The sequence below is a fragment of the Streptomyces sp. NPDC056527 genome (assembly GCF_042794475.1).
In the GTDB taxonomy this organism is placed as follows: domain Bacteria; phylum Actinomycetota; class Actinomycetes; order Streptomycetales; family Streptomycetaceae; genus Streptomyces.
Genome location: NZ_JBHTTQ010000034.1, coordinates 19,313 through 31,636 on the forward strand (window position 1 = coordinate 19,313; position 12,324 = coordinate 31,636).

The following is a 12,324-nucleotide window of genomic DNA, read 5'->3' on the forward strand; positions in this document are numbered from 1 at the left end:
GGTGCAAACGTAGCGAACACCTAAACGGGCCGCGCGCCCGGGGGTGCCGTACGGGAACCGGCGAGGGGACCGAACACCGCGAGGAGGCGGTGGAGGCGGGGGGAGGCGGCCAGTTCCTCCAGGGTGAGCGGCTGGCCCTCCGGGCCCGCCACCGGGAGCCGCCAGTTGGGGTACTGGTCCCAGGTGCCGGGCAGGTTCTGCGGCCGCCGGTCCCCCACGGCGTCCGGCAGCCACACCCCGACCATCGCCGCCGGGGTGCGCAGCAGGAACCGGTGGACGGCCCGGACCTCGGCCTCCTCGTCGCCCGGGCCCTCCGGCAGCAGCCCGCGCAGCTCCAGGTCCGTCAGCCACTCGGCGACCTCGGCCGCGTCCCGGGCGCGCTCACTCCCGAGGTCGCCGGTGAGCAGCCCGAGCCGGTGACGCAGGGCGACATGGTCGCCGGAGAGCTTCGCCGCGGTGGAGGGGAGGTCGTGCGTGGTGGCGGTGGCCACGCAGTCGGTGCGCCACTCCTCGGGGGACAGCGGGCGGCCCGTGCCTGACCAGTCCCGCTCGAACCAGAGCACGGAGGTGCCGAGCACCCCACGGTGGGCGAGCCGTTCGCGGACGCCGGGCTCGACGGTGCCGAGGTCCTCGCCGATGACGACCGCGCCCGCCCGGTGGGCCTCCAGGGCGAGGACCGCGAGCATCGCCTCGGCGTCGTAGCGGACGTACGTCCCCTCGGTGGGTTCGCACCCCTCCGGGACCCACCAGAGCCGGAACAGCCCCATCACATGGTCGATGCGCAGCGCGCCCGCATGCCGCAGCAGCTCCCTCAGCAGGCCGCGGTACGGGGCGTAGCCCGAGGCGGCGAGCGCGTCGGGGCGCCAGGGCGGCAGACCCCAGTCCTGGCCGCGGGCGTTGAAGGCGTCGGGCGGGGCGCCGACGGACATGCCGGCGGCGAAGGCGTCCTGCTGGGCCCAGGCGTCGGAGCCGTCCGGGTGGACGCCGACGGCGAGGTCGTGGACGATCCCGACGCCCATGCCCGCCTCCCGGGCCGCCTCGGCGGCGGCGGCGAGCTGCCGGTCCGTCAGCCAGGCGAGCCGGCAGTGGAAGTCGATCCGGGCGGTCAGCTCGTCGTCGGCGTGGACGGCCACGGCGGCGGAGCGGGGGTCGCGCAGCTCCTCGGGCCAGCTGCGCCAGTGGTGGCCGTGCCGCTCGGCGAGTGCCTGGTAGGTGGCGTGGTCCTCCAGGGCGGCGCCGCGCTCGGCGAGGAAGTCGAAGTACTCCGCCCGTCTGCCGGGGCCGAGTTCCACCGTCCGTACGAGCTCCAGGGCGCGGCGCTTGACGTCCCACACCGCGTCCCGGTCGATCAGGGCGCCCTTGCGCAGGACCCGTTCGCGCAGCTCGGCGGCGTCGGCGAGGACCGCGTCCACCTCGGCTCCGTGCTCGGGCCCCACGAAGCCGAACTCGGGAACGTCCTCGATCCGCAGATGGACGGGGTCGGGGAAGAGGCGTGAGGAGGGGCGGTACGGAGAGGGGTCCGTGGGCGCCCCGGGCACCGCCGCGTGCAACGGGTTGACCTGGACGAACCCGGCGCCGTGCGTCCGGCCCGCCCAGGCCGCGAGTTCGCGCAGGTCGCCGAGGTCGCCCATGCCCCAGGAGCGGGCGGAGAGCACCGAGTACACCTGGGCGAGCAGACCGAACACCCGCCCCTCGGGCCGCGGCACGCGCGCGGGGGCGACGATCAGCGTGCTCGTGCCGGAGCGCCCCTCGGGGGCCAGGGCCTCGACGCGGTGGACGCCTAGCGGCAGCCCGCCCCAGCCCGCGCCCTCCACCACCTCACCCGACTCGGTCGTGACGCGCAGCCGGGTGCCCGGCGGAAGGTCCTGCGGCGGGCGCGGCGGATCGTCCTGCCAGCGCACCAGCGTGGCGGGCAACAACCGGTCCTCGTCGGCCCGCTGTGCCGTCCGGAGCGCGGCGGCCACCGCCTCCGGCGTGGTGGCGTCCACGTCGAGGGCGCCGAGGACGGCCACGACCGTGGCGTCGGACACCTGGACGGTGACGCCCTCGGACGGCTCGTACGCGGTGGCGACGCCATGGAGTTCGGCGAGACGGGCCAGGGTCACTTCACACTCCGGGGGACTCCGTGCCGCCCGCGGTGGCGCGTGCGGTGGGTTCGCTGGTGAGGGGGGCCGCCTCGGTCATGGGCGGCTCGCTGGTGAGGGGTGCGGCGTCGGCGAGGGGCGGTTCGCTGGTGAGCGGGCCTTGTTTCGGTACGCGTATGGGGGTGGTGAGGGGGGCGGTCACGGTCACGGGGGTCTCCCGGTTCGTCTCGACAGGTGGGGCTTCGAGAGCCCTACCCACCGCACCCCGTTTTACCGGCGGAACTTGTCGTCAGGGCGCCACCTCGCCGAAAGACCGCCTGGCAAACCCGACACATCGACCACCTGCATTGACACCCCAGCCGGGCGGGTGGTGGGCTCGTAACCCTCTCGTGACCACGGGAGCCCCACGGGCGAAGAGGAGTCCTCCATGCACCTCGGGCACAGACGGCGGACCGCGTCGGCCGTCGCCGCCGCGGTGATCGGCGGCTTCCTCGGCGGCAGCGTGCCGAGCCTCGCCCAGGCGACGCCGGCCCTCCCGGGCTCCCCCGTCACCACTCCCGACACCGAAGAGCGGCTGTCGCCCGGGACGGCGGTCTGGCCGCGCCCTCAGTCCCAGCGGGCCACGGGCCCTTCGGTGCCGCTCGGCGGCGAGGTGACCCTGCTCACGGACGCCGACGCCGACCCCTACGCGGTCGCCGCACTGCGCGAGGTGCTGCGGGCGGCGGGGGTGCGGACCGTCCACACCTCCCTGCCGGGGGGCGGGACCGTGCTCCGCGTGGGCTTCACCGCCTCCGCGGAGGCCCTGCGGGCGCTGCGCGTGCCCGAGCGCGCCGACCTGCCGCGCGGCGGGTACCGGCTGGCCACCGGCCGGGTACAGGGCCGGGACACGGTCGCCCTGGACGGTGTCGGCGAGGACGGCCTGTTCCATGCCGTACAGACGCTGCGTCAGCTGATCGACGGCACCTCCGACGGCGAGCGGACCGTCCCCGGCGTCGTCGTCCGCGACTGGCCCGGAACCGCCGTACGCGGTCTGACCGAGGGCTTCTACGGCCGCCCGTGGAGCCAGGAACAGCGCCTCGCCCAGCTCGACTTCATGGGCCGTACCAAGCAGAACCGCTACCTCTACGCGCCCGGGGCGGACCCGTACCGCCAGACCCAGTGGCGCGAGCCCTACCCGGCGGAGCAGCGTGCCGACTTCCGCGAGCTGGCCGCGCGGGCCCGCGCCAACCATGTGACCCTCGCCTGGGCCGTGGCACCCGCGCAGTCGATGTGTCTGGCCTCGGACGACGACGTGAAGGCACTCACGCGCAAGCTCGACGCCATGTGGGCGCTGGGGGTGCGCTCGTTCCAGCTCCAGTTCCAGGACGTCAGCTACAGCGAGTGGCACTGCTCCAGGGACGCGGACACCTTCGGCCGCGGGCCCGAGGCGGCGGCCTCCGCCCACGCGCGCGTGGCGAGCGCGGTGGCCCGGCATCTGGCCGCCCGGTACCCGGACGCGGAGCCGCTCACCCTGATGCCGACGGAGTACTACCAGGACGGCGCGACGAAGTACCGCACGGCGCTCGCCGAGGCGCTCGACGACCGGGTGCGGATCGCCTGGACGGGCGTCGGGGCCGTCCCCCGGACGATCTCCGGCCGGGAACTGGCCGGTGCCCGCGACGCGCTGCGCCACCCGCTGGTCACCATGGACAACTACCCGGTCAACGACTACGCCCGTGACCGGCTCTTCCTCGGCCCGTCCATGGGCCGCGAGCCGGCCGTGGCCGCGGGTTCGGCCGCGTTCCTCGCCAACGCCATGGAGCAGGCGGCGGTCTCCCGCATCCCGCTCTTCACCGCCGCGGACTACGCCTGGAACCCGAAGGGTTACACGCCGCAGGAGTCCTGGCATGCGGCCGTCGACGAGCTGGCCGGGCCGAACCCGGCGGCCCGCGAGGCGCTGCGCGCCCTGGCCGCCAACGACGCCTCCTCGCTCCTCGACCCGTCGGGCGAGTCGGCGTACCTGAAGCCGCTGATGGCCGCGTTCTGGCGGAGCCGAACGAGCCCGGACCCGGCGGTGCGGGAGAAGGCGGCACGCGAACTGCGGGCCGCGTTCACCGTGATGCGCGAGGCGCCCGGGCAGCTGACGTCGACCGCCGACGGCACCCTGGACGACGAGGTACGGCCCTGGCTGGAGCAGCTGTCCCGGCACGGACTCGCCGGAGAGACGGCGGTCGACATGCTGCTCGCGCAGGCCCGCGGCGACGGCGCGGCGGCCTGGCAGGCGCAGTTGCGGCTGGAGCCGATGCGGGAGGCCCTGAAGGCGAGCGGGGTGACCGTCGGCAGCGGCGTCCTGGATCCCTTCCTCGCGCGGGCCGCGAAGGAGTCGGCGGCCTGGACCGGCGCGGACCGTGAGCGGGGCACCGGGCGGCGGGCGGACCGCGAGCCGGCGGCGTACACCGTGCGGCTGGAGCGTTCGCGGCCCGTCGAGACGGTGACGGTGATGACGGAGCCGGGCGCGGCCGAGTCGGCCCGCGTGGAGGCGTACGTCCCCGGCGAGGGCTGGCGGTCGCTGGGCCCGGTGTCCCCGTCCGGCTGGACGCAGGCGAACGTGAAGGGGCTGCGCGCGGACGCGGTCCGTGTGGTGTGGGACGGCGCCGATCCTCAGGTGCGCTCCCTGGTGCCCTGGTTCGCGGACGAGCCGCGCGCCGAGCTGGAGCTGGCCCGGCAGGAGACGGACGCCGAGATCGGCGGTCCCGTGCAGCGGGTGGACGTCCGGGTGGCGGGCCGGCGCGCCGACGAGGTGCGCGGGGAGCTCGCGGCGCGGGCCCCGAAGGGGATCACGGTGCGGCTGCCGAAGGAGACCCGGGTGCCGCGCGGCACGCACACGACCGTTCCGCTGGAGGTGTCGGTGGCGCCTGACGTGCCGGCGGGCTCGTACCAGGTGCCGGTGTCGTTCGCGGGCGAGGAGCGGGTCCTGACGGTCCGGGCCTTCCCCCGCACGGCGGGCCCCGACCTGGCGCGCGCCGCGAGGGCCTCCTCCTCCGGCGACGAGACGCCCGACTTCCCGGCCGCCTCGGCGCTGGACGGCGATCCCGCCACCCGCTGGTCCTCACCCGTCGACGACGGCGCATGGTGGCAGTTGGAGCTCCCCCGGCCGGCCCGGATAGGGCAGGTGGTCCTGCACTGGCAGGACGCGCACCCCTCCCGCTACCGCATCCAGGTCTCCGCGGACGGCCGCACCTGGCGCACGGCCGCGACGGTCGCCGACGGGCGCGGCGGACGGGAGAGCGTCCGCATGGACGCGGCGGACACCCGCTTCCTGCGGGTCCAGGGCGACGCGCGGGCGACGGAGTACGGCTACTCGCTGTGGTCGGTGGAGACGTACGCGGTGGCCCCGCCGGTCGAGTCCAAGGACCCCGGACAGCCGGAGTAGGGGCGCCTCCCCGAGGCGCCCCCGTACGACGAAGGCCCGGCTCAACCCGTCTTCACGGCCCCCACGGGGGTGGTGGAGACGGCGTCGATCCGGGCCATCACGTCGTCCGCGCCGTACGGCTGCAGATAGGGCAGCCAGCGTGGATCCCGGTGTCCGGTCCCGATGATGCGCCACGCCAGTCCGGTCGGCGGGGCGGGTTGGTGCCGCAGCCGCCAGCCCAGCTCGCGCAGGTGCCGGTCGGCCTTGACGTGATTGCAGCGGCGGCAGGCCGCCACGACGTTCTCCCAGGCGTGCGTACCCCCGCGGCTGCGCGGAATGACGTGGTCGACGCTGGTTGCGACGCCACCGCAGTACATACAGCGTCCGCCGTCACGGGCGAAGAGCGCTCTGCGGGTCAGAGGAACGGGCCCCCGGTAGGGGACCCGCACGAACCGCTTCAGCCTGACCACACTGGGTGCGGGGATGACGCGGGTCTCGCTGTGCAGGAAGGCGCCGGACTCCTCGAGGCAGAGTGCCTTGTTCTCGAGGACGAGGACGAGCGCGCGGCGGAGCGGTACGACGCCGAGGGGCTCGTACGACGCGTTGAGGACCAGGACATGCGGCACGGATGCCTCCTAATACGCCGGCGGCGCGTGGCTCGCGCCGGGACGAACTGCTCTCAGTCTCTCCTCATGCCTGGTCGGAGCGCCACCACGTACCGGTAACGGGCTTGAGGTGTTCTCGACCACATCGGCATCGTCACCCGGATCATCCCCGCGTGAGGTCCGTCTCTCCCTCGAACAGGGCAACAGGAGCACATCCGATGCCCCGTTAGTGTGGATGTTCCGCGTACGCCACGCCTGGAGGTTCTCCGTGCCCTGGTCCGCCCTGCTGACCGCCGACGATCCGCAAGAGGTCCCCGTCACCCTCGACGAGGCCGCGGAGCGGGCGACGAACGCCGCGGGCTGGGTGGAGGAGAACTGGTCCACCTGGCTGAACACCGGTCTCCGCATCCTCCTCATCCTGGTCGTCGCCCTGCTGCTGCGGATGGCGATCCGCCGCGCCCTGACCAAGCTCATAGAGCGGATGAACCGCTCCGCCCAGGCCGTGGAGGGCACGGCGCTCGGTGGTCTGCTGGTCAACGCCGAGCGGCGCAGACAGCGCTCGGAGGCGATCGGCTCGGTGCTGCGCTCGGTGGCGTCGTTCCTGATCCTGGGCACGGCGGGGCTGATGATCCTGGGCGCCTTCAAGATCGACCTGGCGCCGCTGCTGGCCTCCGCGGGTGTCGCCGGTGTGGCGATCGGTTTCGGCGCCCGGAACCTGGTCACCGACTTCCTCTCCGGTGTCTTCATGATCCTCGAGGACCAGTACGGCGTCGGGGACTCGGTCGACGCCGGGGTGGCCTCCGGCGAGGTCATAGAGGTCGGCCTGCGGGTGACGAAGCTGCGCGGCGACAACGGCGAGATCTGGTACGTGCGCAACGGCGAGATCAAGCGGATCGGCAACCTCAGCCAGGGCTGGGCGACGGCCGGGGTGGACGTCACGGTGCGTCCCACGGAGGACCTGGACCGGGTGCAGTCGGTGATCAACGAGGCCACGGCGTCCATGGCGAAGGACGAGCCCTGGAACGAGCGGCTGTGGGGCCCGGTGGAGATCCTCGGCCTCAACGAGGTGCTCCTGGAGTCCATGACGATCCGGGTCTCGGCGAAGACGATGCCGGGCAAGGCCCTGGGCGTGGAGCGCGAGCTGCGGTGGCGGATCAAGCGGGCGCTGGACGCGGCCGGCATCCGTATCGTCGGCGGTGTCCCGGCGCAGGCGGAGGAGTCCGCGGCGGACCCGACGGCGGGCATGGCGGCTCCCTCGGTCTTCGCCTCGCCGACCTCCCCGCAGGGCGCGGCGGCGAGCCCGCTGCCGAGGCCGGACCTCAGCAAGTAGCACCCCGACGACAAGGAGCACCCCTCTCCGCGCGACGCCCCCGCAGGTAACGCTTTGGTTGCCTTCGGGGGCGTCGTGCGTGCGGGGGTATTGACGCCCCGGTGACGCCCGTCCTACGGTCCTCCCAACGAATAGGAAACTTTCCTAACAGTGCAGTTGGGAGAGCGGACGGCGGGGCAGCACAATGGCCCCTCCAGAGCCGAAGGGCAGGTGCATCGTGATGGCCGGTACGACCCCGGGAACCCCCGGCACCCCGCGCGTCCTGCGGGCCATGAACGACCGCGCCGCCCTCGACCTGCTCCTGGAGCACGGGACCCTGTCCCGCACCCGGATCGGCAAGCTCACCGGCCTCTCCAAGCCGACCGCATCCCAGCTCCTCGCCCGGCTCGAAGCCGCCGGGCTCGTCCTCGCCACCGGCACCACGGCCGGCCGGCCGGGACCCAGCGCCCAGCTCTACGAGCTCAACCCCCGGGCCGCCTTCGCCGCCGGACTCGATGTGAACCCGCACCGGATCCGCGCCGCCGTCGCCGACATCACCGGCGAGGTCGTCGGCGAGTTCGAGCTCGGAACGCGGGGGCGTGCGTCGGAGGGCGTCCTTCAGCAGGTCACCACCGCCCTCGACGGCGCCGCCAAGGACGCCGGGATCACCCGTGCCGAGGTGCACCGCCTCGTCATCGGCACCCCCGGCGCCTTCGACCCGGCGACCGGACGGCTGCGGTACGCCTCCCATCTGCCCGGCTGGCACTCCCCCACGCTGCTGGAGGAGCTGGCGGCGGTGCTCCCGATGCCGTTCGAGTACGAGAACGACGTCAACCTCGCCGCGGTCGCCGAGCAGCGCCTGGGCGCCGCCCGGGGCCACGAGGACTTCGTGCTGCTGTGGAACCAGGAGGGCCTCGGCGCCGCCCTCGTCCTCGGCGGCCGGCTCCACCGCGGCTTCACCGGCGGCGCCGGCGAGGTCGGCTTCCTGCCCGTGCCCGGCACCCCTCTCGTACGGCAGGTCACCAAGGCCAACTCCGGCGGTTTCCAGGAGCTCGCCGGCGTCCAGTCCGTGCCCCGGATCGCCCGGGAGCTCGGCATCGACACCCCCGAGCAGCCCTTCGTGCCCACCGCGTCCCGGCTGCTCGCCCACGCCGCCGCCCACCACGACCACGACCCCCGCTACGCGGCGCTCCTCGACCGGTACGCCGAGCGCCTCGCCACCGGTCTCGCCTCACTCGTCGCCGTACTCGACCCCGAACTCCTCGTCCTGGCCGGCGAGGTGACCGTCGCCGGCGGGGAACCGCTGCGCGAGCGCGTCCAGTCCGAGCTGGCCGAGCTCGCCGCCTCCCGGCCCCGGCTCGTCCTCGGGGACGTGGCACGGCGCCCCGTCCTGCGCGGGGCCCTGGAAAGCGCCCTCGCCACCACCCGCGACGAGGTCTTCGACACGTCCCGCTAGGACCGCGGACCTCACACCACCCGGCTCGCACCACCCCGGATCGCACCAACCGGCTCGACCAACCCGGTTCGCACAACCCCGGCTCGACCAACCCGGCTCGCACCAACCCCGCTCGCACCACCCGGCTCACACAACCCGGCTCGCACCACCCGGCTCACCACCCGGCGCCGTCCAGCCTTCTCTTCGTCGTACCCCCTTCCCCCGTACCCCCTCCGCCACAGGGAGACTTCGCCATGCCCGTACGCCCGCGCCGAGCCGCCGTCGCGCTCGCCGCCACCGCCTCGATCGCGCTCCTCGCCTCGGCCTGTACCGGCTCGGCCGAGAACAAGGCGAGCGACGACCCGAACGCGCAGACCACGATCACCTTCTGGCACGGCTGGTCGGCCCCCTCCGAGGTCAAGGCGATCCAGGACAACGTCGCCCGCTTCGAGAAGGCCCACCCGACCATCAAGGTGAAGGTCGTCGGCAACATCAACGACGACAAGCTCAACCAGGCGCTGCGTGCCGGCGGTTCGAACGGCCCGGACGTGGCCGCCTCCTTCACCACGTCCAACGTCGGCAAGTTCTGCGCCTCCGGCGCGCTCGCGGACCTGAAGCCCTTCCTGGAGAAGGACAAGGTGGACCTGGACAAGACCTTCTCCAAGGTCCTCCAGGACTACACCCAGTTCGAGGGCAGGCGCTGCTCGCTGCCGCTGCTCTCCGACGCGTACGGGCTCTACTACAACAAGGACGCCTTCAAGGCGGCCGGCATCACCGCCCCTCCGAAGACCTGGTCGGAGTTCAGGGAGGTCGCCGAGAAGCTGACCAAGGAGAAGGGCGACGGCTACGAGCGGCTCGGCTTCATGCCGAACTACCTCGGCTACGAGACCGTCCCGAGCCACTACATGTCGCAGTGGGACCACACGTACTTCGACGCGGACGGCAAGTCGAACCTCGCCAAGGACCCGGGCTTCGCCGAGATGCTGACCTATCAGAAGTCGCTGGTCGACGGCCTGGGCGGGTTCGCGAAGCTGGACAGGTACCGCACCACCTTCGGTGACGAGTGGGGCGCCAAGCACCCCTTCCACACCGGTCAGGTCGCCATGCAGCTCGACGGCGAGTGGCGGCTGAACTTCATCAAGGAGGCCAAGGTCGGCTTCGAGGTCGGCGTGGCGCCGCTGCCCGTCGCGGACGACGAGGTGGCCGAGTACGGCAAGGGCTACCTCTCGGGCACGATCATCGGCATCGCGCCGCAGAGCAGGAAGCAGAACGCGGCCTGGGAGCTGGTCAAGTACATGACCATGGACACCGAGGCGGTGGTGAACTTCGCCAACGGCATCGGCAACGTCCCCTCCACCCTGGAGGCCCTGAAGTCCCCGAACCTCAAGGTCGACGAGCGCTTCAAGGTCTTCCTGGACATCGCACGGCACCCGGAGTCCTCCACGTCCGACGGCGCCGTGAACGGCTCCACGTACCAGGACACCTTCCAGGACTTCGCCCAGAAGTACGAGAAGGGCCAGGTCCCGGATCTGAAGAAGGGGCTCGAGGACACCGCGGCCCAGATCGACCGCGACATCGCTCAGGCGAAGTGACGGCCGGGGCGCACTCCTCATGAGCACCGACACCCTGCCCACGAAGCGGCCGGCCGGTCCGGCCGCCGCCCCCCAGGACAGGCGTCACACGCTGCGGTCGAAGCGCGTGCGAGGCGCGCTTCGCACCGTGGCGTTCATGTCGCCCTGGCTGGTCGGATTCGGCGTCTTCTTCGCCTATCCCCTGGTCTCGACCCTGTACTTCTCGTTCATGAAGTACGACGGGCTCAACCCGCCGACCTGGCGGGGCCTGGACAACTGGACGTACGTCTTCTCGGACCTGCCGAAGTTCTGGCCTGCGATGCAGAACACCATTTGGCTGGCCGTCGTCATGGTCTCCTGCCGGGTGGTCTTCGGCCTCGGCGTCGGCCTGCTGATCACCCGGATCAAGACGGGCGCCGGCGTCTTCCGCACCCTGTTCTATCTGCCGTACCTGGCGCCGCCGGTCGCCGCGACGCTGGCCTTCGTCTTCCTGCTCAACCCGGGCACGGGGCCGGTCAACTCGCTTCTGGAGGCGGTCGGGATCCCGGCGCCCTCCTGGTTCAACGACGCGGCCTGGGCCAAGCCCGCGCTGACCGTCCTCGCGGTCTGGGGCGTCGGCGACCTCATGGTCATCTTCATGGCGGCGCTGCTCGACGTACCGAAGGAGCAGTACGAGGCTGCGGAGCTGGACGGGGCCTCGGCCTGGCAGCGGTTCCGGTACGTGACGCTGCCGAACATCGCTCCGATCGTGCTCTTCGCGGTCGTCACCGGGATCATCGGCGCGATGCAGTACTACACCCAGCCGATCGTGGCGGCGAAGGTCGCCTCCGGGGTGATGGGCGGCTCCGGCCAGACCTTCGAGCCGGGATATCCGGACGACTCCACCCTGACCCTGCCGCAGCTCGTCTACAACCTCGGCTTCGGCCGCTTCGACTACGGCGCCGCATGCGTCGTGGCGCTCGTCCTGTTCGCCCTCTCCATGGCCTGCACCGCGCTGCTGATGCGCAGGCGCGGCGGCCTGATCGGCTCGGGTGACTGACCCATGACCACCGCATCCGCGTCCGACCGTCCCGTGGCGGGTCCCGCCGAGAAGCGCGCCCGCCGCAAGGCGGCGCTGCACTGGATCGCCGTGCACTCCCTGGGGACGGCGGCGGCCCTGTTCTTCGTGCTGCCCTTCGTCTTCGTCCTCCTGACGTCCCTGATGAGCGACCAGCAGGCGCTGACCCGGGACCTCACCCCGAACACCTGGCACTGGGACAACTACGTCCGGGTCCTCGACACGCCCGGTTTCCTCACCTGGTGGCGGAACTCCCTGCTGTACGCGGGGCTCGGCACCCTGCTCGTGGTGGTGTCCTCGATCCCGGTGGCGTACGCGCTCGCCAAGTTCCGCTTCCGCGGCCGGCATCTGTCGCTGCTGCTCGTCATCTCGATGATGATGCTGCCGCCCCAGGTGATCATCATTCCGATGTACCTGTTCTGGGCCAAGCAGATGGACCTCTCCGGCACGCTGTGGCCGCTGATCGTCCCGATGGCGTTCGGCGACGCGTTCGCGATCTTCCTGCTGCGCCAGTTCCTGCTGACGATCCCGAACGAGTACATCGAGGCCGCCAGGATCGACGGGTGCGGCGAGTTCCGCACCCTCCTCAGGATCGTGCTCCCGATGGCCAAGCCCGGCATCGCCGCCGTCGCGCTGTTCCAGTTCTTCTACTGCTGGAACGACTACTTCGGGCCGCAGATCTACGCCTCCGAGAACCCCGGGGCCTGGACGCTCAGCTACGGCCTGGAGTCCTTCAAGGGCGCGCACCACACCGACTGGAACCTGACCATGGCCGCGACCGTACTGGTCATGGCCCCTGTGATCCTCGTGTTCTTCTTCGCCCAGAAGGCGTTCGTCGAGGGAGTCACACTGACCGGAGTGAAGGGCTGACC

9 protein-coding genes are annotated in these 12,324 nt (G+C 72.4%); 6 read left to right on the forward strand and 3 right to left on the reverse strand.

The genetic code is table 11. The annotated features are described in order from the left end of the window. Positions 1 to 20: 20 nt before the first annotated feature. Positions 21 to 2,105, reverse strand: a complete 2,085-nt coding sequence (gene malQ, locus ACFQ7Q_RS18430; protein WP_383556077.1) for a 4-alpha-glucanotransferase — start codon at positions 2,103 to 2,105, stop codon at positions 21 to 23. A gap of 1 nt (position 2,106) precedes the next feature. Beyond that, the gene (locus ACFQ7Q_RS18435; protein WP_383556079.1) at positions 2,107 to 2,343 is read right to left on the reverse strand and encodes a hypothetical protein; all 237 of its coding nucleotides are present in this window, start codon (positions 2,341 to 2,343) and stop codon (positions 2,107 to 2,109) included. Positions 2,344 to 2,511: 168 nt separating this feature from the next. Between ACFQ7Q_RS18435 and ACFQ7Q_RS18440 the strand changes: the two genes are divergently transcribed. After that, positions 2,512 to 5,496 (forward strand): beta-N-acetylglucosaminidase domain-containing protein, encoded by a 2,985-nt coding sequence (locus tag ACFQ7Q_RS18440; RefSeq protein WP_383556081.1) that lies wholly within the window; start codon positions 2,512 to 2,514, stop codon positions 5,494 to 5,496. A gap of 41 nt (positions 5,497 to 5,537) precedes the next feature. On the opposite strand, the gene ACFQ7Q_RS18445 is transcribed toward ACFQ7Q_RS18440, so the two are convergent. Next, the gene (locus ACFQ7Q_RS18445) at positions 5,538 to 6,101 is read right to left on the reverse strand and encodes an HNH endonuclease (RefSeq protein WP_329120506.1); all 564 of its coding nucleotides are present in this window, start codon (positions 6,099 to 6,101) and stop codon (positions 5,538 to 5,540) included. 214 nt (positions 6,102 to 6,315) lie between these two features. On the opposite strand from ACFQ7Q_RS18445, the gene ACFQ7Q_RS18450 reads away from it, so the two are divergent. The 5 genes from ACFQ7Q_RS18450 (at position 6,316) to ACFQ7Q_RS18470 (ending at position 12,322) form a co-directional block, all read left to right on the forward strand. Further along, positions 6,316 to 7,410, forward strand: coding sequence for a mechanosensitive ion channel family protein (locus tag ACFQ7Q_RS18450; RefSeq protein WP_383556085.1), 1,095 nt, complete (start codon positions 6,316 to 6,318; stop codon positions 7,408 to 7,410). Between the two features lie 220 nt (positions 7,411 to 7,630). Beyond that, the gene (locus ACFQ7Q_RS18455; protein ID WP_383556087.1) at positions 7,631 to 8,845 is read left to right on the forward strand and encodes an ROK family protein; all 1,215 of its coding nucleotides are present in this window, start codon (positions 7,631 to 7,633) and stop codon (positions 8,843 to 8,845) included. A 233-nt stretch (positions 8,846 to 9,078) separates the two neighbouring features. Further along, positions 9,079 to 10,416: an ABC transporter substrate-binding protein gene (locus ACFQ7Q_RS18460; protein ID WP_383556090.1), complete on the forward strand. Its 1,338-nt coding sequence runs from the start codon at positions 9,079 to 9,081 to the stop codon at positions 10,414 to 10,416. Positions 10,417 to 10,552: 136 nt separating this feature from the next. Continuing rightward, complete coding sequence (locus tag ACFQ7Q_RS18465; protein WP_383556166.1) at positions 10,553 to 11,434, forward strand: carbohydrate ABC transporter permease; 882 nt, start codon at positions 10,553 to 10,555, stop codon at positions 11,432 to 11,434. A gap of 3 nt (positions 11,435 to 11,437) precedes the next feature. Further along, positions 11,438 to 12,322, forward strand: a complete 885-nt coding sequence (locus tag ACFQ7Q_RS18470) for a carbohydrate ABC transporter permease (RefSeq protein WP_383556093.1) — start codon at positions 11,438 to 11,440, stop codon at positions 12,320 to 12,322. Positions 12,323 to 12,324: the final 2 nt, after the last annotated feature.

Coding starts and splice junctions, on each gene's coding strand:
- ACFQ7Q_RS18465 (WP_383556166.1), top strand. CDS start 10,553: ATGTCGCCCTGGCTGGTCGGATTCGGCGTCTTCTTCGCCTATCCCCTG.
- ACFQ7Q_RS18460 (WP_383556090.1), top strand. CDS start 9,079: ATGCCCGTACGCCCGCGCCGAGCCGCCGTCGCGCTCGCCGCCACCGCC.
- ACFQ7Q_RS18440 (WP_383556081.1), top strand. CDS start 2,512: ATGCACCTCGGGCACAGACGGCGGACCGCGTCGGCCGTCGCCGCCGCG.
- ACFQ7Q_RS18455 (WP_383556087.1), top strand. CDS start 7,631: ATGGCCGGTACGACCCCGGGAACCCCCGGCACCCCGCGCGTCCTGCGG.
- ACFQ7Q_RS18470 (WP_383556093.1), top strand. CDS start 11,438: ATGACCACCGCATCCGCGTCCGACCGTCCCGTGGCGGGTCCCGCCGAG.
- ACFQ7Q_RS18450 (WP_383556085.1), top strand. CDS start 6,316: ATGTTCCGCGTACGCCACGCCTGGAGGTTCTCCGTGCCCTGGTCCGCC.